General features: G+C 72.0%; 17 protein-coding genes and 1 pseudogene. 8 read left to right on the forward strand and 10 right to left on the reverse strand.

Annotation, left to right across the window (positions count from 1 at the left end; all coding sequences use genetic code 11):
* Positions 1 to 35: 35 nt before the first annotated feature.
* The 3 genes from IE257_RS34140 (at position 36) to IE257_RS34150 (ending at position 6,402) form a co-directional block, all read left to right on the forward strand.
* On the forward strand, positions 36 to 1,448 hold the full coding sequence (locus IE257_RS34140; protein WP_189973771.1) for a TIR-like protein FxsC: 1,413 nt from the start codon (positions 36 to 38) through the stop codon (positions 1,446 to 1,448).
* The gene (fxsT, locus tag IE257_RS34145) at positions 1,432 to 5,421 is read left to right on the forward strand and encodes an FxSxx-COOH system tetratricopeptide repeat protein (RefSeq protein ID WP_189973717.1); all 3,990 of its coding nucleotides are present in this window, start codon (positions 1,432 to 1,434) and stop codon (positions 5,419 to 5,421) included. Before IE257_RS34140 ends, fxsT begins: the two co-directional genes overlap by 17 nt.
* Positions 5,422 to 5,505: 84 nt before the next feature.
* A complete protein-coding gene (locus IE257_RS34150; protein WP_189973718.1) occupies positions 5,506 to 6,402 on the forward strand; it encodes a DUF4231 domain-containing protein in 897 nt (298 codons plus the stop codon).
* A gap of 35 nt (positions 6,403 to 6,437) precedes the next feature.
* Here the strand turns inward: IE257_RS34150 and IE257_RS34155 are convergent, their stop codons facing one another.
* From IE257_RS34155 to IE257_RS34170, 4 genes are all read right to left on the reverse strand, one after another.
* On the reverse strand, positions 6,438 to 6,917 hold the full coding sequence (locus tag IE257_RS34155; RefSeq protein WP_189973719.1) for an OTU domain-containing protein: 480 nt from the start codon (positions 6,915 to 6,917) through the stop codon (positions 6,438 to 6,440).
* A 100-nt stretch (positions 6,918 to 7,017) separates the two neighbouring features.
* A complete protein-coding gene (locus IE257_RS34160) occupies positions 7,018 to 7,902 on the reverse strand; it encodes a S1 family peptidase (protein ID WP_372453125.1) in 885 nt (294 codons plus the stop codon).
* A gap of 135 nt (positions 7,903 to 8,037) precedes the next feature.
* The gene (locus IE257_RS34165; protein WP_189973721.1) at positions 8,038 to 8,853 is read right to left on the reverse strand and encodes a DUF1684 domain-containing protein; all 816 of its coding nucleotides are present in this window, start codon (positions 8,851 to 8,853) and stop codon (positions 8,038 to 8,040) included.
* Positions 8,854 to 8,930: 77 nt separating this feature from the next.
* Positions 8,931 to 10,193: a DUF5685 family protein gene (locus IE257_RS34170; RefSeq protein ID WP_189973772.1), complete on the reverse strand. Its 1,263-nt coding sequence runs from the start codon at positions 10,191 to 10,193 to the stop codon at positions 8,931 to 8,933.
* A gap of 284 nt (positions 10,194 to 10,477) precedes the next feature.
* Between IE257_RS34170 and IE257_RS34175 the strand changes: the two genes are divergently transcribed.
* Positions 10,478 to 10,927 carry a cell division protein SepF gene (locus IE257_RS34175; RefSeq protein WP_052875748.1) on the forward strand — a complete coding sequence of 150 codons (450 nt, stop codon included), beginning with the start codon at positions 10,478 to 10,480 and terminating at the stop codon, positions 10,925 to 10,927.
* A gap of 9 nt (positions 10,928 to 10,936) precedes the next feature.
* Here IE257_RS34175 and IE257_RS34180 read toward each other — a convergent pair whose 3' ends face one another.
* On the reverse strand, positions 10,937 to 12,106 hold the full coding sequence (locus tag IE257_RS34180) for an acyl-CoA dehydrogenase family protein (RefSeq protein WP_189973722.1): 1,170 nt from the start codon (positions 12,104 to 12,106) through the stop codon (positions 10,937 to 10,939).
* Between the two features lie 246 nt (positions 12,107 to 12,352).
* Positions 12,353 to 14,005: an MFS transporter gene (locus tag IE257_RS34185; RefSeq protein WP_189973723.1), complete on the reverse strand. Its 1,653-nt coding sequence runs from the start codon at positions 14,003 to 14,005 to the stop codon at positions 12,353 to 12,355.
* Between the two features lie 293 nt (positions 14,006 to 14,298).
* On the opposite strand from IE257_RS34185, the gene IE257_RS34190 reads away from it, so the two are divergent.
* Entirely contained in the window at positions 14,299 to 15,414 is a 1,116-nt protein-coding gene (locus IE257_RS34190; RefSeq protein ID WP_189973724.1) for a putative hexosyltransferase, read from the forward strand.
* Positions 15,415 to 15,655: 241 nt separating this feature from the next.
* A complete protein-coding gene (locus IE257_RS34195) occupies positions 15,656 to 16,762 on the forward strand; it encodes a phosphatase PAP2 family protein (RefSeq protein WP_189973725.1) in 1,107 nt (368 codons plus the stop codon).
* Between the two features lie 308 nt (positions 16,763 to 17,070).
* On the opposite strand, the pseudogene IE257_RS34200 reads toward IE257_RS34195, so the two are convergent.
* The 3 genes and pseudogenes from IE257_RS34200 to IE257_RS39250 form a co-directional block, all read right to left on the reverse strand.
* Positions 17,071 to 18,024, reverse strand: a pseudogene (locus IE257_RS34200) (helix-turn-helix transcriptional regulator); the annotation flags it as partial.
* Positions 18,025 to 18,061: 37 nt separating this feature from the next.
* A complete protein-coding gene (locus IE257_RS34205) occupies positions 18,062 to 18,592 on the reverse strand; it encodes an MTB12 C-terminal domain-containing protein (RefSeq protein WP_229920830.1) in 531 nt (176 codons plus the stop codon).
* 100 nt (positions 18,593 to 18,692) lie between these two features.
* Positions 18,693 to 19,463, reverse strand: coding sequence for a LysM peptidoglycan-binding domain-containing protein (locus IE257_RS39250; protein WP_189973728.1), 771 nt, complete (start codon positions 19,461 to 19,463; stop codon positions 18,693 to 18,695).
* Positions 19,464 to 19,758: 295 nt separating this feature from the next.
* Between IE257_RS39250 and IE257_RS34215 the strand changes: the two genes are divergently transcribed.
* Both IE257_RS34215 and IE257_RS34220 read left to right on the forward strand, forming a co-directional pair.
* A complete protein-coding gene (locus IE257_RS34215) occupies positions 19,759 to 20,568 on the forward strand; it encodes a DUF8842 C-terminal domain-containing protein (protein ID WP_189973729.1) in 810 nt (269 codons plus the stop codon).
* 207 nt (positions 20,569 to 20,775) lie between these two features.
* Positions 20,776 to 21,156, forward strand: a complete 381-nt coding sequence (locus IE257_RS34220) for a hypothetical protein (protein WP_229920831.1) — start codon at positions 20,776 to 20,778, stop codon at positions 21,154 to 21,156.
* A 25-nt stretch (positions 21,157 to 21,181) separates the two neighbouring features.
* Here IE257_RS34220 and der read toward each other — a convergent pair whose 3' ends face one another.
* The gene (der, locus tag IE257_RS34225; RefSeq protein ID WP_189973731.1) at positions 21,182 to 22,645 is read right to left on the reverse strand and encodes a ribosome biogenesis GTPase Der; all 1,464 of its coding nucleotides are present in this window, start codon (positions 22,643 to 22,645) and stop codon (positions 21,182 to 21,184) included.
* Positions 22,646 to 22,666: the final 21 nt, after the last annotated feature.

A 22,666-nucleotide genomic window follows, 5' to 3' on the forward strand; every position in this document is an offset into this window, starting at 1 on the left:
ACGATGAGGGGATGTGGCGAAGCAGCTCCGGAATGATGTTTCTTCGCTCGCATCTTCGGGACGGGGGTCGTGTGCCCGCAACAGGGGAGCCGTACTTTTTTCTCAGTTACGCACATACACCGAGGTTCGGGGCCGGGGGCCCCGACCCGGACATGTGGGTCGAGCGCCTTTTCCGTGACCTCTGCGGACACGTCATGGCGCTGACGGACCTGCGTGCCGGGTACGACGTCGGGTTCATGGACCGGGAGATACGCAGCGGCGAGGGCTGGTCCGAACGGCTCGCCCGGGCACTGGCCAACTGCCGTGTCTTCGTTCCCCTGTTCTCGCCGCGGTACTTCGCGAGCGAGATGTGCGGGAAGGAGTGGTTCGCCTTCGCGCAGCGCGCCGTCCAGCACGGCGCGGTCCGCAACACACCGGCCGAGGCCATCGTGCCCGCGTTATGGGTGCCGGTACCGCCGGAGCAACTCCCGGGTCCTGCCGAGCGGTTGCAGTTCAACCACAACACGTTCGGGGAGCGCTACGTCACCGACGGCCTGTACGGGCTGATCAAGCTGCGCGGTTACGCCGAGCAGTACGAGCAGGCGGTGTACGAACTCGCCCGCCGCATCGTCCAGGTCGCCGAGACCGCCCACCTGGAACCCATTCGCCCGCTGGACTACCGGAACGTGCCCAGCGCCTTCGGCTCCAGCGGCAGCCCCGCCCGCACCCTGCACGTCACCGTGGCCGCCGCCTCCCGGCACGAACTGCCCGAGGGCCGCACCCCCGAGTACTACGGGGACACCGCGCTGGAGTGGAACCCGTACCACCCGGTCGCCCAGCGGCCCATCGCCTACGTCGCCGAGGACCTGGTCAAGAACCTCAACTACCAGACCAGCATGTCCTCCTTCGACGACGAGGCCGGACACCTCGACGGCAAGCAGCTGCCGACCCGGCCGGAGATCCTGATCGTCGACCGCTGGGCGGTGGAGGACGAGGACCGGCGCCAGCGGCTGGCCGCCTTCGACCGGGACCCCCGGCCGTGGATCAACGTGGTCGTGCCGTGGAACCGGTACGACCACCAGAGCCGGACGAAGGAGAGCGAGCTGGCCGACCGGCTGGAGGCCACCATGCCGAAGACGATGAGCCAGGGCCGGGCCGCCTGCCGGGCCGCCGCCAACGGCGTGGCCAACGTGGAGACCCTCGGCCAGATCCTGCCGCAGGTGGTCGAGGCCGCCGCTCAGCAGTTCCTCAGACACGCCCAGCCGTATCCGCCGAAGGGCGACACCTCCATCGAACGGCCCCGGCTGCTCGGTCCGATGGGGATGAACGGGCCACCCGGGCCGTCATCGCCCCGTGTCCCCTTCCCGCCCGACTCCGACCGGCACCGGACCGGGCCGGCGGGGGCCGGCCTCCACGACAACGACGACAACGACACCGACCGGGGGGACGCGGATGACAGCGAGCAGTGACAGCGACAGCGACAGCCGTGACGGACGCATCGTCACCTTCTATTCGTACAAGGGCGGCACGGGCCGCACCATGGCACTGGCCAACACGGCCTGGATCCTGGCCGCCAACGGCAAGCGGGTCCTCGCCGTCGACTGGGACCTGGAGGCACCCGGCCTGCACCGCTTCTTCCACCCCTTCCTGGACCCCTCCACGCTCGGGGCCACCACCGGGGTCATCGACCTGATCAGCGAATACGCGTGGGCGGCGACCAGCCCGGTGCAGCGGCCCGACGACTGGCACAAGGACTACGCGCGGATACAGCCGCACGCCGTCTCCCTCACCCCGGAGACCCACGGCTGGGAGTTCCCGGACGGCGGCACCCTGGACTTCGTCTCCGCGGGCCGGCAGAACCGCGAGTACTCGGCGACCGTCTCCACCTTCGACTGGGACAACTTCTACGACCGGCTCGGCGGCGGGCTCTTCTTCGACGCGTTACGCGCCGACATGAAGCGGAACTACGACTACGTCCTGATCGACAGCCGCACCGGCCTGTCCGACATCGCGGACATCTGCACGGTCCACCTCCCGGACATCCTCGTCGACTGCTTCACCCTGTCCGACCAGTCCATCGACGGCGCCGCATCCGTCGCCCGGCAGATCGACGAGCGGTTCAACGACCGCGGCATCAAGATCTACCCGGTCCCGATGCGCATCGACGAGGGCGAGAAGGAGAAGGCCGACGCCGGCCGGGCGCTGGCCCGGATCAAGTTCGACCGCTTCCCGAACGGCCTGGTCGGGGACGAGCTCACCTCCTACTGGGGCGCGGTGGAGATCCCGTACCGCCCCTACTACGCCTACGAGGAGACCCTGGCCACCTTCGGCGACGAGGCCGGGCTCACCAACTCCCTGCTCTCCGCCTTCGAGCGGCTCACCGCCGTGGTCACCGAGGGCCGGATCACCTCGATGCCGGTCATCGGCGAGGAGGTCCGGCTGCGCATCAGGGACGCCTTCACCCGGCGCCGCCCGGCGCTGCCCGCCGACCTGTTCCTGTCCTACGTCGCCGAGAACCGGATGTGGGCCGACTGGATCGAGTCGGTGCTCACCCGGGCCGGTTTCCGGGTCGTGCCCAAGGACGTCTCGGCCGAGCGGGCCCCGGAAGCGACCGCCGGTGACACCCTCGGGGGCGCGGGCATCAGCATCGACACCGCCGCCCGGACCGTGGTGCTGCTCTCCACGGCCTACCTCAAGTCCGCTCGGGCCGTGGACGTGTGGGAGCGCGCGGCCGCCGAGGACCCCACCGGGGGCCGGCGGCAGCTGGTGCCGCTGAGGGTGGGGGACGTACGGCTGTCCACTCCGTACATCGACCGCAACCCGGTGGACCTCTTCCGGCTCGACGAGGTGCACGCCACCACCGCCCTGCTGCGTGCGGTGGAGCGTCCCATGGCCCTGCCCGACAGCGTCAACAGCGCGTCCCAGCCAGGCCCCCGCTTCCCGGGGACCGTCCCGAAGATCTGGAACGCACCGCCCCGCAACCCCGGATTCACCGGGCGCAGCATCGTGCTGGAGCGGATGCGCGACCAGCTCGGCGGGGGCATGGCCGTGGTGCTGCCGCAGCCGCAGACCCTTTTCGGGCTCGGTGGTGTCGGCAAGACCCAGGTGGCGCTGGAGTACGTGCACCGGTTCATGGCCGACTACGACCTGGTGTGGTGGATCTCCTCGGAGCAGACCGACGACGTGGTCGCGGCCCTCGCGGAGCTGGCGGTCCGGCTGGGCGCGCAGACCGGCGAGGACATGGCGGCCGCCTCCCAGGAGGCGATCGACCTGCTGCGGCGCGGGGTTCCCTCCTCCCGCTGGCTGCTCGTCTTCGACAACGCGGACGATCCGGAGACGCTCAAGCGGTTCTTCCCGCCGGGCGGTCCGGGCCATGTCCTGGTGACCTCCCGCAACCAGTCCTGGTCGCAGTACGGTGACGCGCTGCCGGTGGACGTGTTCCTGCGCGAGGAGTCCATCGAGCACCTCCAGCGCCGGGCTCCCGGGCTCAGCAAGGACGACGCCGAGCAGGTCGCGGTGGCGGTGGGCGACCTGCCGCTGGCCGTCGAGCAGGCGGGTGCCTGGATCGCGGAGACGGCGACCCCGGTGTCCGCGTACATCGAGCAGCTGGCCCAGCAGGCCGCCCGTGTGCTGGCCCTGAACCAGCCGCCCGGTTACCCGGAGCCGGTGGCCGCCACCTGGAACATCTCCATCGAGCGGCTGCAGTCCCGCTCGCCGGCCGCGGTCCGGCTGCTCCAGCTCTGTGCGTTCCTGGCGCCCGAGCCGATCTCCGCGAACCTGCTGTACAGCAAGGAGATGATCGACGCCCTCAAGCCCTACGACTCCTCGCTGCAGGAGAAGCTGGTGCTGGGCCGGGTGATCCGGGAGATCGGCCGGTTCGCGCTGGCCAAGGTCGACCAGGTCAGCAACAGCATCCAGGTGCACCGGCTGGTGCAGGCGGTGATACGCAACCAGCTGACCGAGGAGGAGCAGCGGGATGCGCGGCACGCGGTCCACCGGATCCTGGCCGGCGCCCGGCCGGACGACGACGAGCCGATCGACAACCCGGAGACGTGGCCGCGGTTCAACACCATCTGGTCGCACCTGACCCCGTCCGAGGCCCGGTTCTGCAAGGAGCCGGAGACGCGCCGACTGCTGATCGACCGGGTGCGCTACCTCTGGAAGCGCGGGGACTTCAAGGCCGCGTACTCGCTCGGCGAGGAGCTGCGGGAGTCCTGGAAGGAGATGCTGGGCAACGACGACCTCCAGTACCTGTACCTGCGCTTCCACCTGTCGAACATCCTGCGCTCGCAGGGGCGGTTCGTGGAGGCGAAGGAGCTGGACGAGGTCACGCTGGAGCGGCAGCGCGCCGTGCTCGGTCCCTCGCACCCGCACACCTACATGACCATGAGCGGTCTGGCCAACACCCTGGGCGCGCTGGGCCAGTACGGGCAGGCGATGGAGCTGGCGACCGACGCGCACGAGGGCTTCAGCCAGATCTTCCACGAGGCGCACCCGCGCACCCTGGCCGCCGCGAACAACCTGGCGCTGAACCTGCGGCTCGTGGGTCAGTACACCAGGGCCCGCGAGATCGACCAGGAGGTGCACGACCTGCGCACGGAGGTGCTCGGGCCGGAGCACCCGTACACCCTGTCCTCCGCGCAGAACCTGGCCCGCGACCTGCGTGAGGTGGGCCGGTACGAGGACTCGGTGCAGTTGCTCAGCCGGACGTACGAGACCTACAAGCGGACGCTGGGGCGGGCCTTCCCCGGCACCCTGTCGGCCGCGAAGAACCTGGCGGTGTCGCTGCGCCGGGCCGGTCAGCTGGAGGACGCCCTCCGGTTGACCACCGCCACCCGGGCCCGCTACCGGGCCAAGTACACCTCCGTCAATCCCGACCTGCTGTCCTGCGAGCTCAACCTGGCCTCGGACCTGTTCGCGACCGGGGACCCGGGCGGGGCGCGGGACCTGGCGCAGGAGGTGGTGGACGAGTACATGAAGGTGCCGGGCGAGCGGCATCCGTACACCCTGGCGGCGGTGAACAACCTGGCCGTCTTCCACTGGGGCACGGGTGCGGCGGAGACGGCGGAGACGATGCTGCGCCAGACGATACGGGGCATGCGGGACGTACTCGGCGACAACCACCCGCACACCGTCTTCGCCCATCTCAACCTGGCCAACACCCGGGCCGATCTGGGCGATCCGGAGGGCGCCCTGGAGCTGGAGCGGCTGGCGGTGATGCGGCTGCGCGAGGCGCTCGGGGCGCACCATCCGGAGACCCTGGCGAGCAGCTCGAACATGGCGATCAGCCTGGACTCGATGGGCCGCAAGGAGGAGGCGGCCCGACTGCGGGCGGAGGCGGTGTCCGAGCTGACCCGGCTGCTCGGGGAGGACCACAGCCTGGCCCGTTACGCGCGCGACGAGCGGCGGGTCCACCGCGACCTGGAGCCTCTCGCGGTCTGATCCGACGGAGGGCGGCGGAGGCTCCGCGACCGCGGGGTCCCGCCGCCCGCCACCCGACAGCAGGGGGGCGCTGTGACCGACAGCATGACCTTTCGAAACGAGGACCTGCCGGCCCTCTTCCACCACACCGACCAGGCGGCGATCTCCCGGCAGCGGGAGTCCACCCAGGCCACGCGCGCCCAGTTGCTGCTGCTGGTCGCGGCCGCGGCGGCCGCCGCGCTGCCCGCCGGGCCGAAGCTGGGCTCGATGTACCTCTTCGGGCTGCTGAGCGTGCTCTCGTACGTGGGGGTGCTGGTCGTGGGCATGCGGGCGACCCGGCGCCGGGCCCGCCCGCAGTGGCAGCTCAACCGCAGTGCGGCGGAGTTCATCAAGTCCCTGGCCTGGCGGTACGCGGTGCACGGGGCGCCGTTCGGCAGCGAGGTCGCCGAGCCCGGGGTGACGTACCGGAGCAGGCTGGAGGCGGGTTTGGCCGAGCTGCGGAAGATGGGCTGGGAGGATCCGCGTTCCGCCGGGACGGTGCCGGAGGGCGGGGAGATCACCGGCGCGATGGAGCGGCTGCGAGGGATGGACTACCAGGCGCGGCGCGAGACGTACGTCCGGGACCGGCTGATCGAGCAGCGCAATTGGTACCGGCGGCGCGCGGAGGTGTCCCGGCGGGCGACGAACCTGTGGTCGTGGACGATCGTGCTGCTGACCTGCCTGGCCCTGATGTTCGCGCTGCTGGGGTCCTTCGGTTCGGGTCCCGGGCCGAGGCTGACCGCGCTGCTGAGCGCGGCGGCGGCGGCCGGTATCGCCTGGAACGAGGTGCGCCGCCACCATCCGCTGATCGAGGCGCACACCCTGATCGAGCAGGATCTGGCGGCGATGATGGTCGTGATGCAGACGACCATCACCGAGTCCCAGTGGCCCTCGTCGGTGTACGAGACCGAGCGGTACGTGTCCCCGCAGCACACGGACTGGCTGGCCCGGCACAGCAGTTGAGGGCCGTCGCCGACGCGGCCTCGCGGGGGCGTGACTCAGTCGCGGGTCGCGCCCTCGCGCCAGATGACGGTGACCGGCTTGCCGAGCGCCCGCGCGTAGGCGACGATCTCGGCGGTGCCGCCGTGCCCGCGGGCGGGCTGCCCGTCCCAGACGGCGACGAGCCGGTCGCAGGAGTCGGCGATGTAGGTGCCGGCGGCGTAGTAGGCCTCGTCCGTGGAGCGGGCGAAGTCCATCCGGATCTCCTGGGTGGCCCGGTTCCTGAGGCCCTGGTAGCGGGCGAGGGCCTCGGCGTCCTCGAAGGCCTCCTCGTAGTCCTCGCTGGGGATCACCACGGTGAGACCGGCGCCGTGTTCCAGCGCTATGGCGGCGAACAGCTGGTCCGCCCCCTCGGCGAGGCTGGAGAAGGCCTCCAACGGTCCCTCGTGGCCGCCCAGGACGGCCCGCAGGCCGTCCTCCACATGGCCGAGCACCGAGTCCGGAATGGCTCGGTGCCCGGTCACGCCGATGCGTTTCATGCAGAAACCAGCCTCCCCCGTGGACACGGTCCTCGCCCGGAACATCCTCCCAGAAGGCGGGAGGACGTCCAGGGGTGCGACGGGGGCGCGTGAGTCACCGTCAGTAGACGCTGACCCCGTAGGCATTGAGGGCCTCGACCACGGGCTGGAAGAAGGTGGTACCGCCCGAGGAGCAGTTGCCGCTGCCGCCCGAGGTGAGGCCGACGGCCCGGGTGCCGGAGTAGAGCGGGCCGCCGCTGTCGCCGGGTTCGGCGCAGACGTTGGTGCGGATCATGCCGTAGACGACGTCGCCGCCGCCGTAGTTGACGGTGGCGTTGAGCCCGGTGACCCGTCCGCTGTGGATGCCGGTGGTGGAGCCGCGCCTGGTCACCGACATGTTGACGGTGGCGTTCACGGCGCTGGTGATGTCCTGGCTGCCGACGGTCCCCGGGGGGACCGGCGTGTTGCTCGCGTACTTGATGAGGCCGTAGTCGTTGGTCGGGAAGCTGGAGCCGGTGGTGCTGCCGAGAACGGTGGTGCGGGCGGAGTTGGTCCACCAGGTGCCGGCGCCGTCGGTGCAGTGTCCGGCGGTGAGGGCGTAGTAGTTGCTGCCGCTGCGGACGTTGAAGCCGAGCGAACAGCGCCAGCTCGTCGCGTAGATCGCGTCGCCGCCGGAGGCCAGCTTGGTCAGCTTGCCGGGGATGCGTTCGATGCGCAGGGCTCCGACGTCGGCTCCGGCCTCTCGCTTGATTCTCGCGATGCCGGCCTGGGAGACCGTGGAGTCGGCGGAGACCACGAGGGTTCCGGTGGCGGGGTCGGTGTGCCAGGCGGTGCCCGCCACGTCGGCGCGCAGGACGGATGCGCCGGCCGAGGCGAGCCGGTCGGCACTGAATCCGACATCCTGCGAGTCCGCGCTCGCGGCCGTGGGGACGGCGAGCGCTGCGGCGGCGGCCAGGCCGGTGGCCGCCGCGAGCAGCCTGGTACGGGTCATGCGCTTGATCCTCACTTCTCGTCCTCCTGGAGAGGGTCGGGGGCCCGGCGGTTGTGGGGGTGCCAGAGCCCGTGAGGCGCAGCCGGGGGCACGGCGGGCGCATGAGCTTTGGCCGTGCCCCTGACAAGCGCTGTCGGGAGTGTCCTGTCGTCAGATACCGGTCGCAAGAGCGGCTTTCAGCCTCCGCTCACCCGCCGCGACCGCGAACGGCAGCGTGTTCCCGGGTGGCGGGAAAGGACAGATGAAGTGGTCCGCGAAGGCGCAGGGAGGCAGCAGGGACCGGTTGAAGTCCACCGTGATCGCGCCCCGCGCGTCGGGTATGCCGGGCTTCAGGAAGCGGAAGCGGTAGCTGGAGCTCCCGCCGGTGGCATCCCCGAAGACGGCCCAGAGGCTGCCGTCGTCCGGGTCGACGGCGACCCGGAGGCGGTGCTCGGCGCCCTCGAAGGCGAAGAGCAGTTCTCCGCCGAGGCCGAGTCCGCGCGCCCGCCCGTCGGCGTTCTCCACCTGGACGCTCCGGTCCTCGGCGTACGGCCGGAACCGCCCGGGCAGCGCGTGGGCGGGGTCGTACGGGGTGGTCTCGACGCCGGCGAAGGCCCGGCGGGCCTCGGAGTCGGGGTCGAAGACGCGTACTCCCCACTCCCCCTCGCGCCGGATCACGACGATCCGGAGCGCCCCGGCGGAGAGCCGGGCGTGCGCGGGCGGCCCCTCGTCGGCGTCGAGGACGACCTCACCCGTGAAGGGCTCGCCGTCGAGCCGGCAGGAGTCCTCGGGGGTGACGGTCAGCACCGCACCGGCCTCCGTGGCGCGCCAGCGCCCCGGAACGGCCGGAATTCGACCTTCCGGGTAGTCGGCGAGCCAGAAGGTTCCGGTCAGGGCGAGGGGGCCGTAGGGCGTGGACACGGCCGCCGCCCTGCGCTCGTGCCATGTCCGCCATGCGGCGTGCGGATCGTCTGCGTCGTCGCTCATCCCGCTCAGCCCTTCCACGCCGGTCCGGACGGGAATCCCCGCGTACGCCGTCCGGACCTGTGAAATCCGAAAGACCGTCAGCAGCCGTCGCAGGGACAGCAGCAGCAGTCGTCGCATCCGCAGTTGCTGCAGCAGTCGCAGCCGTCGCAGCAGTCCTCGCCGTCGCAGAGCGGCTCGCGCCGCTCCCGCGACCACGGACCTTCGTACTCGGTGCAGCACATCTGGCAGGTGCAGAACAGCCCGATGGCCACCGCGCAGCCCGCGAGCAGCCCGCGGCGCGGCCGCTGCGGGGGCAGCCCACCGCCGCCGCCACCGCCGCCGGGCCCCATGGGCGGAGGCATACCCGGCCCGCCGGGGGCCTGCGGAGCGTTCGGGGCGTAGGGGTTGCCGCCGTACGGGTTCGCGCCGTACGGGTCCACCGCGGGGCCGCCCGCGTACGGGTTTCCTCCCTGCCCGGCGGAGGCCGTCGCGGTATGGCCGCAGCTACTGGTCCCGAAGGACCGGTCCACCGAGGTGCGCAGTTCGTGCACGAGCAGCCGGTGGGCGAGCCCCGCGTCCGTGAACTCGACCTCGCGCAGGGCCAGCCGGATGCCGTGGAGGGCGTCGTCGCAGAGCCTGCGGGCCTCGGTGAGCGAGGTGCCGGTGGCGGTGAGCGGGTTCCAGGCGCCCGCGACGGCGTCGGCGCCCTGGTCCTCCACCGCGTCCAGCAGGTGCGCGAGCCGGCCGAAGTACCTGCCCGCCTCGGCCAGCGCGGGGGCGTTGCCCGGCCGTCCGGCCAGCTGTGCGGTATGGGCGAAGGCGGCGGCCGTCGCGGTCTCCGTCGGCTCGGTCACCACGAGCACGGGAGTGCCCGGGCCGGCCAGCGTCTCGATGCCCGCCTGCCGGTCCACGGCGTCGACGAGCACCGCGGTGTCGAAGCCGAGCGAGGCTCCGGTGCGGGCCCCGGCCCGGTCCCAGCCGCGGGCCACCTTGCGGGCGGCCGCGGCTATGGGGGCGCGGGCCAACAGCCCGTCCCGGTCGGCGACGTGGTCGCGCACCTTGGCGGAGGCGAGCACGAGCGAGACGGCGGCGGCGAGCCGCGCGCCCTCGCCCTGGGCGACGGAGGCGGTGCGCATCCCGCGCAGCGGGCAGGGCCCCGCGGTGCGCCGGGCACCGGGCGCCGGACCGGACTGAGCCTCCGTCAGAACGGAGACCAGCAGCCCGTCGTAGTTCGTAACGATTCGGGCGAACTGTCCGTGATCCCCCCGAAGTGCCAGGCACAGCCCGCACAAATGGGCCATCCACTCCGCCTTGAACCGCTCTCCCAACCGGTGCGTGCAGGGCCTGACGATGCCGAACAAGCTGTTCCCCCGTGTGTCGTACGCGTGCTTGCCGGGCATCGTATCGACCCGCGTGTTTCACCCGTACGTCCGCATCGCTCACCCGTAAGGCGGCAGCGGTCGTATTTTCACTCAGTCAGCAGTGGTAGCCACCAGGATCCTTGACCGTGCAACGGATGTTCTGCACCAGTACCGTCACGAAACCCCTGCGCGGCGACTATCCACTTGGCGCGTTGTCAGCATCATGGACGAGCATAGGGGCAGCGGAGAGAAGACAGACTGACCGCGGTGAAAGGAGGCAGTCCATGGGTTCGGTGCGCAAGGCGAGTGCCTGGCTGGGTCTCGTGGAGGACAGCGACGACGAGCGCTACTACGACGACGACTACGCGGAGGCCGCCCAGGGGTCGGTGGCCGGCCCCGGCGAGCAGTGGGTCACCGACCCCCGGGTGCGGGTGGCCTCCGAGTCTGCCGTGGAGCACGGCCGTCGTATCGCGACGGTCACCCCGGACGGCTTCCGTGACGCACGGGGGATCGGCGAGCTGTTCCGCGACGGGGTGCCGGTGATCGTCAACCTGTCGTCGATGGACCCGGGTGACGCGAAGCGCGTCGTCGACTTCGCGGCCGGACTGACCTTCGGGCTGCGCGGGTCGATCGAGCGGGTGGCGACCAGGGTCTTCCTCCTGACCCCGGCCGACACCCAGATCGTCAGCGGCGAAGCGGGCGGCCGCTCGCGCGACTTCTTCAACCAGAGCTGAGCAGGGCTCTCACCGGAAGGCGTCCAGCCCGGTGAGCGCCTTGCCCAGCACCAGCTGGTGCATCTCGACAGTGCCCTCGTAGGTGAGGACCGATTCGAGGTTGGTGGCGTGCCGCATGACGGGATATTCGAGGGAGATCCCGTTGGCACCGAGGATGGTCCGCGCGGTACGGCAGATCTCGATGGCCTCGCGGACGTTGTTGAGCTTGCCGAAGCTGATCTGCTCCGGCCGCAGGGTGCCCGCGTCCATCCGCCGGCCCAGGTGGTGGGCGAGCAGGATGCCCTTGTGGAGTTCCAGGGCCATGTCCGCCAGCTTGGCCTGGGTGAGCTGGAAGCCGCCGATCGGCCTGCCGAACTGCTCCCGCGTCCTCGCGTAGTCGAGCGCGGACTCGAAACTGGCCCGCGCCGCGCCCATGGATCCCCAGATGATCCCGTACCGCGCGTGGCTGAGGCAGCCGAGCGGCCCCTTGAGCCCGGTGACCTGCGGCAGCACCGCGTCCGCGGGCAGCCGTACGTCGTCCATCACCAGCTCGCTGGTGACGCTGGCCCGCAGCGACCACTTGTGCTTGATCTCCGGCGCGGAGAACCCGGGGGTGTCGGTGGGCACCGCGAAGCCGCGGATCCCGTCGTCGGTCTGCGCCCACACCACGGCGACGGCCGCCACGGAACCGTTGGTGATCCACATCTTGCGGCCGTTCAGCACCCAGTCCGTGCCGTCGCGCTTGGCGTAGGTCCGCATCGCCGCGGGGTCCGACCCCACATCGGGCTCGGTCAGCCCGAAGCAGCCGATCAGCTCGCCCGCCGCCATACCGGGCAGCCAGCGCTGCTTCTGCTCCTCGGAGCCGTACTTCCAGATCGCGTACATGGCGAGCGAGCCCTGCACCGAGACGAGCGAACGGATCCCGGAGTCGGCGGCCTCCAGCTCCAGGCAGGCGAGCCCGTACTGCACGGCACTGGCGCCGGCGCACCCGTACCCCTGGAGGGACATCCCGAGCGCCCCGATGGCGCCGAGCTCCCGCGCCAGCTCCCGGATCCCGGGCAGCTCGCCGTCCTCGTACCACTGCGCGATGTTCGGCAGCACCCGGTCGGCGGCCCAGGCACGCACGGTGTCCCGGACGGCGAGGTCCTCGGGCCCGAGGAGCTCGTCGAGCCCGAGCGGATCGGTGGGAACGAAGGACACGGGGGCCTCCCGGCGGCCTGAGCAGGAACCTAGCAGCGCAAGTTTTTGCGCTCGGCCGACGCTATTAGCCCTTGCCGGGCAAATCCAGTCCCACTTGTCGAGGCCGCTGCTCCGGCCCCGCCGAGGCGCTCTTCCAGCCCGGCCGACGCTTGCGGCGCCCGTCCAGCCCTGCCGGCGTTCGACGCGCGGGGGTTCGGGGGCGGCGCCCCGGCAACGGCGCCGTACCCGCGGGCCGGCCGGACGGTGTCAGCCCGCCTGCTCCACCGGGGTCGGCCGCGCCGCCTCCCCCTTCGCCTGCGCGGGCAACCGCACCGCCTCGCCGTCGGGCAGCGGCTCCACCGCCCCGCAATCCATCGCCCGCGGCAGCTTCAGCGCCATCACGGCCCCCGCCACCAACAACGCCGCGCTGACCAGCAGGGTCACATGCAGTCCGTGCACGAACGACTGCCGCGCCGCGGCGTACAGCGAGGCCCCCGCCGGCCCCCCGAGGTGCGCGGCGATCTGGTAGGCCTCGCCCAGAGAATTCGCCGCGCCCGCCGAATCCGCCGCCGACACCCCCGGCACCCCGACCAGCCCCGGCCGGTACGCCGCGTTCATCACGCTGCCCAGCAGCGCGATGCCGATGCCCGCGCCGAGCTGGTACGAGGTCTCGCCGATCGACGCCGCACCGCCCGCGGTCTCGGCCGGAGCCTCGCTCAGCATCGACTCGTACGCGGCGAACAGCGTGGTCTGCAGTCCGAAGCCGAGCAGGATGAAGCCGACGGTCAGGAGCAGCGGCCGGTCGTGCTGGCCCATCAGCGTCAGCAGCAGCACGGCGAAGGCGGTCAGGACGAAGCCCAGCGACACCATCGTGCGCGGCCCGATCCGGTTCAGGGTGTACGAGCCGGTGGCGCCCGCGGCCATCGCGGCGAAGGTCAGCGGCAGCAGCCGCAGGCCGGTCTCCAGCGGGCTGAGCTGCAGCACCAGCTGGAGGTACTGGACGGCGATCAGCTCCAGGCCCACCAGCGCCAGCATCGCGAGCACGATGCAGGCGACCGACGTGGAGAAGGCGGCCCGCGAGAACATCCGGATGTCGATCAGCGGGTGCTCACGCCGCTTCTGCCGGCGCACGAACAGTACGAGCAGCACCACGCCGACCAGCAGCGGGAGCAGTGCCTCGGCGTCGAGGAGCCGGCGCTCGGCGCCCAGCCGCTTGATGCCGAGCACCGCGCCGAGCACACCGCCGGCGGCCATCAGCGCACCGAGTACGTCCCACGGCCCGTCGGCGGCGCCGCGCGACTCCGGCAGCAGCCAGCGCCCGAGCGGCACGATGAGTGCCATCAGCGGGATGTTGATGAGGAAGACGGAGCCCCACCAGAAGTGCTGGACGAGGAAGCCGCCGAGCACCGGGCCGCTGGCCGCGCCGATGGCGGCGACCGCGGTCCAGATGCCGATGGCGAGCGCCCGCTCGCGCCGGTCGGGGAAGACCTGGCGCAGGATCGACAGGGTGGCGGGCATGATCATCGCGCCGCCGATGCCGAGCAGGGCGCGCGCGGCGATGAGGACCTGGGCGTTGTCGGCGAGGGCCGCTATCGCGGAGGCCACGCCGAAGAGTCCGTAGCCGAGGAGGAGGATGCGGCGGCGGCCGACGCGGTCGCCGAGGGTGCCGAAGAGGATCAGCAGGGAGGCGCAGACCAGCGGGTAGGCGTCGACGATCCAGAGGAGCTCGATCGACCCGGGGCGCAGGTCCTCGGTGACGGAGGGGACAGCGACGTGCAGGATCGTCGCGTCGAGCGCGACGAGGACCAGGCTGATGCAGAGGACCGCCAGGACGACCCAGCGGTTGACCCCGCCGGAAGCCGCGCCGATCCGCTGCCAGGGGGAAGGGGTCCCGACTCCGGCCGCGTTCGTCCCCGACATGCATGTACCTCCCAGGTGATCCCTCGCGCTCGGCGGACCAGCGTCTTGCGGAGCCACGGGGGGGGGTGCGCTGTGCGGCGTCCAACGGGGTCCGGCATCGACACGCGAGTGAACGGTCAGCGTACGCGAGTTCGCATGTGCCACACGTGGTCAAGCTCTCATCCCCCCGGCGGCCCCCGTGTGGCGTACGCCACTCACCTCCCCCTCGGCCCTCCCCCGCGTACACGCATGCTCACGGTCCGTGGTTCTGGCCCCCCGGCCCGCGAGCCGCTTCACCGGCGCCACCGATAATCATGCCCGTGAAGGATCTTGGATTTCGCCGGGCCGCGCCCGCACTGGCCGTCTTCGCCGCGGTCCGGCTGCTCGGGCTGACCGTGCTCGCGGTGTGGGGCGCGGCGGTCGGCAGCAGCCCGCACACGCTGCTGTCGGCCCGCTGGGACTCGCTCTGGTACGCCCGCATCGCCGCGGAGGGGTACGGGTACGAGGTGGTCCTCCCGAACGGGGACGTGCACTCGAACCTGGCGTTCTTCCCGCTGCTGCCGTGGCTGGAACGGGTGGTGTCGGCTGCGACCGGGCTCTCGTACGGCTCCGCGGGGCTGGTGGTGTCGGTGGTCGCGGGCCTCGCCGCGGCCTGGGGGATCTTCGCGGTGGCCGATCTGGTCCACGGCCGCCGGGCCGGGCTGTTCGCGGTCGCCCTGTGGGCGGCGCTGCCCGTCGGGATCGTGCAGTCCATGGCGTACAGCGAGTCGCTGTTCACCGCCCTGGCCGCCTGGGCGCTCTACGGGGCCCTGCGCGGTCGGTGGCTGACGGCCGGGCTGCTCGCGGCCGGGGCCGGACTGACCCGCCCGGTCGGTGCGGCCGTGGTCGCGGCGGTGTGGGTGGCCGCCGTACTGGCCCGGCGGCGCGGGGAGCGGTCCTGGCGGACGGTCGCCGGCGCACTGCTGGCTCCGGCGGGCGCTGCGGCGTACGTGCTGTGGGTCGGTGCGCGCACCGGGGGCGGACTGCTCGGCTATCTGGACGTGCAGGGCGGCTGGGGCAACGGCTTCGACGGCGGCTGGGCGTTCGCGCGGTTCGTCGGGGCGAAGCTGGCCTCGTCCGCGTTCCTCGCCGGGGTGGGACTGGTCGCGGGGGTCGTGCTGGTGCTCTGGCTGTACGGGAAGTGCGTCCGGCAGCGGCAGCCGGTGCCGCTGCTCGTGTACTGCGGGATCGTCGTGGCGCTGGCGCTGTGCGCGTCGGGGTACTTCGGCTCCAAGCCGCGGCTGCTGCTTCCGGCCTTCCCGTTGATGCTGCCGCCCGCGGTGGCGCTGGCGCGCCGGCGGACCGGGCGGGCGGTGTCGGTGGTGGGCGCGCTGGCGGTGGCCTCGGCGGTCTACGGGGCGTTCTGGCTGAACGGCTCGGGTCCTCCGTAGAGCCGGCACGTCACGGAACGGATCATTCCCATCCATCTTTCGGCAAAAGAAATGACCCGTAGGGCAATAAAGTCCCGATAAGCGGCCGAAACAATTCTCGAAGCAGTGGATCAAGAAGCTTCCAACCGCAGTCGAAATAGCGGGAATTAAGTCCCGCATGAGACCAACTCCACATCACATGGTCATCACAAAGCCCGCGATTCGCCCAGGCCGACCAGCGGCGGGCGGTAACGTCGATTGAGTGCGTACCGACCAAATCCTGACCCGTCTGGAGCGGGTGTTCGCCCGGCTGGACCGGGAACCAGAGCGACCGGCTCATCTGCAAACTCCGCAGATGAGCCGGCACCGCGTCGTGCTCCTGGGATCGACCCTCGCGTTCTACCTCGCAATCGTGGTTGCCGTACTGACCACTTCCTGGCTGGTCCGGCTGGACTGGCAGATCATGTTCTTCCGGCCCTACGAGCAGTGGCCGCAACTGCACGCCTTCCTCGACTATCTCGTCGTGCTCGGCCAGCGCGGACCCACCGCGGTCATGGTCGCCGCCTGGCTCGGCTGGCGCTCCTGGCGGCAGCACACCCTGCGCCCGCTGATCACCCTCGCCGTCGCGCTGCTGCTGCTCAACGTCACCGTCGGTGCCGTCAAGCTCGGCCTCGGCCGGCTCGGCCCGCACTACGCCACGGAGATCGGATCCGCCGAACTCTTCGCCGGTGGCGATATATTCCCTTCCGGCCACACCGCCAACGCCGTTGTGACCTGGGGAATCCTGGCCTATCTGGCCTCGACCGGAGTCACCCGGCGGGTGCTGTCCATCGTGTCCGCCGTCGTCTCGCTGAGCGTCGGCGCCACGACCGTGTACCTCGGTACCCACTGGGTCAGCGACGTCCTGCTCGGGTGGTCCGCGGGCCTGCTGATCATGCTGGCCCTCCCCTGGTTCGAACCGCTCATCGCCCGGACCGAGGCCTACGTCTTCGACCGGCGCGAGCTGCTGCGCCGCCGTGCCGAGACCGGACGGATGCCCGCGCCGGTCGTCTCCGCGCTGACCCCGCTGCTCTCGGCGGGCGGCAAGTGGCAGCTGCGCCCCGCGGCCGGCACCGGAGGGGAGCCGGTCCCGCAGCCCGTACCGGCCAACGTGGCAGCCACCGCCGCGACCTCGGCGGCGGCCACGACCGTGGCGGCCGTCGTCGCCGTGCACTCCTCGGCACCCCGGGCCACCGTGCACCCGGCCGGCCGGCCGCACGTGATCCGCTCCGAGCGGACCCCGGTCACCCCGGCCGGCAGCCGCCGCCCGCCGCACACCGACCGGGCCGCCGCCCGGGGGGCCGCGGCCCGTCCGGTCGCCGGCGGCTGACCGGGGCGGGGGACGGTACGCACCACCTTCCCCCCGCGACACCGAGGCGGGCCGGGTCCTCGGACCCGGCCCGCCTTCGCCGTTCGTCAGCGCCACGCCCGGACGTTCGTCCGTCCCGGGTCACGCTTGTGTCACAGAATATCTACAGCCGCAAATTGTTTACCGGTCCGCGACACGCCCGGGATGCGGGCGGTTTGGAATTCGGCCCGGAGCCTGCGGAATTCATGTCCGGAATTGCCGTGATCACACTGGTCCGGACCAGCTGAATCCCCCTCAGGTCCGCTACATTTCCTTCACTTCTCCGGGTCCACGGCTCTGGTCAGGAGATCCCGCGCCCACCTGATCCGATCCGTCAGCTCGGGCGGCTCGACCACTTCGAACTCGCAGCCGAGCAGCATGACGTGAATCACCAGAACGTCCAGGTTCACCGCCCCGGTGCGCAGCAGGCAGCTCTCCCCGTCGACCGGTTCCAGGACTCCCTCGCTCGGCCCGATGATCCGCGCCGCGTCCTGCGCCGACACCTTCAGCCGCACCACCGCGCGGGCCGCGTACACCCGCTGCGACACGCCCTCGGAGACGTACGCGGCGAGGTCCTCGGCGGGCGGCGGGCGCGGGGTGAACCGTGGTCCGTGCGGCGGTCTGGGCTCGATCCGGTCGGCGCGGAAGGTCCGCCACGCCTCCCGGTCCAGGTCCCAGGCGACGAGGTACCAGCGGCGCTCGGTGCACACCAGCCGGTGCGGTTCGACCGTGCGGCGGCTGACGTTCCCCCGGTGGTCGCGGTACCCGAAGCGCAGCCGCTCGGCGTCGCGGCAGACGGAGGCCAGCTCGGTCAGCACCGAGGCGTCCACGGTGGACCGCTGCGCCCCGCGCAGCATCGGCACGGTGAACTCGTTGAGCGCGGACACCCTGCGCCGCAGCCGCGACGGCAGCACCTGCTCCAGTTTCGCGAGGGCCCGTACGGAGGCCTCCCCGATGCCCTCGACCCCGTTCCCGGCGGCGGTCCGCAGGCCCACGGCGACGGCCACGGCCTCGTCGTCGTCCAGCAGCAGCGGCGGCAGCTCGGCCCCCGCGCCCAACTGATAGCCGCCGCCGGTACCGGGGCTGGCGTTCACCGGGTATCCGAGCTCCCGCAACCGGTCCACGTCCCGCCGGACCGTCCGCGCGGTGACTCCGAGCCGGTCCGCGAGGTCGGCGCCGGTCCATTCGCGGTGGGCCTGCAACAGGGAGAGCAGGCGCAGCAGTCGTGCGGAGGTGTCGAGCATCCCCCGAGTCTGCCAAAGCCCCGCGATCGGCCCGTACTCAGCACAGCAGCGGCGGCGCCTCCGCGCCGCTCGCCTCGATGAGCTCGCAGACGGTCTCGAACGAGACCTTCCAGACCCCGTCCTCCAGCACCACGGACCCCTTGCTGCCCGGCAGCACCGTCTCGGATCCGACGCTCAGGTCGTACGTCACCGTGCCCTCGGTGGGCGAGGTGAAGGTGATGTCGGTGACCTTGACGGAGGTCTTGGCCGCTTCGGCACCGGCCGAGAAGCCGTTCAGCAGCAGCTTGAGCAGGTCGCCGTGCTGCAACAGCTCGGCCTTCTCGTCGGTCGGGGTCTTCGGGTCGAAGAAGGCGGTCCAGTTCTTCTCGATCTGCTTCTTGGCCGCCTCGGGATCCGCGGGCCCGTCCGCGGCCGGCAGGATCAGGACCGCGGCGGCCGGTGGGGCCGGGGCACCCGCCGCCGTGGCGCCCGAGGACCACCCCACGACGGCCGGTACGGCCAGCAGGACCGCGGCCGCCGTGCATGCCGCGGCACGTGAGGGTGCGCGTGGGTGTCTGCTCTGGACCATCTGGCTCACCACCGGAGTCCGACCGAGCCGTTCGGCCCGTCGTTTCCAGGGTCAGCGCCTTCCGGTCATCGCGCAACGCGCGAACGGTCCCGCGGGACGGTCAGGGCCGCGGGACGGGCCGCGGGGCGGCCGGTGCGGCGACCGGCACCGGCGCGGGCGCCGGCCCCGCCGGAACGGGCTTCGGGGCGGAAGACGGGGCGGGCTTCGGAGTGGGCGACGGGGCGGGCTTCGGGGCGGCCGGGACCGGTGCCGGGGCGGTGGGCTCCGGGGTGGGGAGGGCCAGCAGCATGCCCACCGCGATGGCCTCCGGCTTCGGCCCGATCAGCGCCCGGTTCGCCTCGTGGAGCGCTCGCCACCCGCCCCGCACGCGGTGCTTGCGGGCGATCGACACCAGGGTGTCCCCCTCCCGGACCGTGTGCATCCGCCCCGCCAGCCCGTACCGCTTCGAGCACACCGGCCACGCGTTCCAGCCCTGCGAGCCGAGCACGTCCTCCGCGACCCTGATCTGCTGCGCGCGCGCGGCCAGGTCGGCCCGCTTCGCGAACGCCAGCCCGCCGTACTCCTCCCACGTCGGCTGCCAGAACTGCAGCCCGCCGTAGAAGCCGTTGCCGGTGTTCACCGACCACCGCCCACCGCTCTCGCAGTCGGCCACGCAGTCCCAGGGCCACTCCCCGCCCGGCCCGCAGTCCCCGGGCCCGCTCCCGATCACCCCCGGCGAGCCGGGATGCGCCGCCCCCGCGGGCCCCGGTGCCGGTGGCGGCGGAGCCGCGGCCACCGCTTCACCGCGGGGCAGTGCGAGCGCCAGCACGGAGGCGAGGACAAAGGCTGCGGCGCCGGCGCCGACGGCCCGACGGGTCCGGTGGTTGGGCATCGGGTCACGCTACGCAGCCGCCCGCGGCCTCCTCCGGCCCGCCACGCGGCGGGGCCCGCACCCCACCCGGTCGGCCGACCGCCGACTCCGCTCGAAACAGCCACACCCGGGCATCAACTGCACACAACCAGAAAACAGTTGGCACGAAAACAAAGGTCCGGTCGGACGGTTCACCCTTCCGGGGGCCAGGTTCGAATCCGTTCCCTCAAATGGCGTGACCCCGGCCGCCGCCGGGCCGTTGAGCCCGGCGAGCCGGGAGCCTCCCGGACCCGCACCTATGCCGAGGAGCCACCCCGTGCCGCGCATGCTCGACGTCAGTGATGAGGTACGTGCCGAGATCGGTGACGAAGAAGCCGACAGGCTGCTCGTCGGCGAAGACGCGCCGCGCAGTTACGACTGCACCTCCTGCCGCACCCCGGGCGACCCCGAGAACGACCGCACCAGCACGGTGCTGTTCGTCGGCGAGGAGACCGCCGTCCTCGCGTTCGCCCACGCCACCTGCATCCCCTCGCAGGTCGTCTCGGTCTCCGAGGAGCAGCTCCAGGGCGCCGTCCGCAGCATCACCGGCGACAGCCCGGCCGCCGCCGGTGGCCCCGGGGTCCCCCCGCAGAACGTGCAGGGCGGCCAGGCCGTCCTCGGCATCACCAGCGGCCTCATCCTGATCGGCGGCGAGCTGCACCCCGCCCTGGTGGTCGAGCCGACCGCCCCGATCGCCCGCCCCGGCAGCGACGGCCCCGGCGACGACTTCCTGCCGCTCCTCATCGAGCAGGGGTTCATCCCGGTCACCGACACCGCCGAGGTCCCCGGCCTCCTCGGCGGCTGGTCGGTCCTGCTCGCCGCGGGCCAGCTGCACGCCGTACTGCAGCCGGGCGCCGAGGGCGGCGGCCAGGTCGCCTGGTGGCAGGCGCACCAGGCCCTGTCGGTCACCGACGGCTGGCGGGCCGCGGTCAACAAGACCCAGCGCGTGCTCATCTACGCCGCCCCGGTCGGCTCCATCGGCCAGCAGCCGCGTGAGGACCTGCTGCGCGACGCCCTGGACAAGGCCGCCGCCGCGGGCAAGCTCGTGGCCGCCGCGATGCCGCTGGCGGGTACGCCCGGCGCCTGACCGGCGGTACCGGAACGGCCGCCCAGCCCCCTGCCGAGGGGGCCGGGCGGCGTGCGCCGGGGGTGTGCGGTCCGTCCCGCACACCCCCGGCGTTTCTGTGTTTGCTCCCCCGTCACCCCGCATCCGCAGAGCGCCGGTTTCGTTGGCTGATACGTGCATTCATACGACTCCTCCCGCGCCCCGTCCTACCCGAGCAGCGTCCCCGCGATGCGTCCCGCACGGGACAGGGACAGCTCTCCGGCCGTCTCGCACACCCCGATCTACGACACGCTGTACTCGGAGTACCTGCGCGCCTTCCGGGCGCTGCCGGGCGATCGCTCGGGCGAGGAGGACAGCGGGTTCACGGCCTTCTCCTACGGAGGCTCGTACACGAGCGGCAGCGCGTACGGCAGCGGCTGGAGCGGTTCCGGCTGGCAGCGGGTCGACAGCTGGCAGCCCTCGTACACCCCCGCCCCGCAGCCGCAGCCCCAGCCCCAGCCGGCGTACTCGTACGCGGGCAGCCCCGGATACGCCGACGGGCGGCAGCACCAGACCGGGATGACGCACATCCCGGCGGCCCTGCCGCCCGCTCCGCGCCGGGGTTACTGACCCCTCGGGGTCCCCCGCCCGGCGACTACTTCTTCTTCTTGTACTGGGCGCCGCGCTTCTCGCGCACCCGCACCGAGATGTGGATCGGGGTGCCCTCGAAGCCGAACTCCTCGCGCAGGCGGCGCTCGATGAAGCGCCGGTAGCCGTGCTCCAGGAAGCCGGAGGCGAAGAGGACGAACCGCGGCGGCTTGCTGCCCGCCTGGGTACCGAACAGGATGCGGGGCTGCTTGCCGCCACGGATCGGGTGCGGGTGGGCGGCGACGACCTCACCGAGGAAGGCGTTCAGCCGACCGGTGGGAACGCGCGTCTCCCAGCCCGCCAGGGCGGTCTCGATCGCCGGGACCAGCTTCTCCATGTGGCGGCCGGTGAGCGCCGAGACGTTCACCCGGGGCGCCCACGAGACCTGCTGCATCTCGGTCTCGATCTCGCGCTCGAGGTAGTAGCGGCGCTCCTCGTCGAGCTCGTCCCACTTGTTGTACGCGATGACGATCGCGCGGCCCGCCTCGACGGCCATCGTGATGATGCGCTGGTCCTGGACGCTGATGGTCTCGGTGGTGTCGATCAGGATCACCGCGACCTCCGCCTTCTCGACGGCGGCGGCCGTGCGCAGGGAGGCGTAGTAGTCGGCGCCCTGCTGGAGGTGGACCTTCTTGCGGATACCGGCGGTGTCGATGAACTTCCAGGTGATGCCGCCGAGTTCGATCAGCTCGTCGACCGGGTCGCGGGTGGTGCCGGCCAGCTCGTTGACGACGACGCGGTCCTCCTTCGCCACCTTGTTCAGGAGCGAGGACTTGCCGACGTTCGGGCGGCCGATCAGCGCGATGCGGCGGGGGCCGCCGGGGGCGGCGCTGCCGAAGGTCTGCTCGGGGGCCTCGGGCAGGGCCTCCAGGACGGCGTCGAGCATGTCGCCGGTGCCGCGGCCGTGCAGCGAGGAGACCGGGTGCGGCATACCGAGGCCGAGCGACCACAGGGAGGCCGCGTCGGACTCGCCGCTCTGGCCGTCGACCTTGTTGGCGCACAGCACGACGGGCTTGCCCGCCTTGCGCAGCAGGCGTACGACGGCCTCGTCGGTGTCGGTGGCGCCGACCTTGGAGTCGACGACGAAGACGACCGCGTCGGCGGCCTCGATGGCGTACTCGGCCTGGGCGGCGACGGAGGCGTCGATGCCGAGGACGTCCTGCTCCCAGCCGCCGGTGTCGACGACCTTGAAGCGGCGGCCGGCCCACTCGGCCTCGTACGTGACGCGGTCGCGGGTGACGCCGGGCTTGTCCTCGACGACCGCCTCGCGGCGGCCGATGATCCGGTTCACCAGGGTCGACTTGCCGACATTCGGGCGGCCGACGACGGCGAGGACGGGAAGCGGGCCGTGGCCGGCCTCCTCGATCGCGCCTTCGACCTCTTCGATGTCGAAGCCCTCTTCCGCGGCGAGCTCCATGAACTCCGCGTACTCGGCATCGCCAAGTGCTCCGTGGTCGTGCTGGTCGTTCATGAAGTCCGTTCCTCGTCGTTC

The sequence above is a fragment of the Streptomyces avidinii genome (assembly GCF_014650695.1).
Classification (GTDB): domain Bacteria; phylum Actinomycetota; class Actinomycetes; order Streptomycetales; family Streptomycetaceae; genus Streptomyces; species Streptomyces avidinii.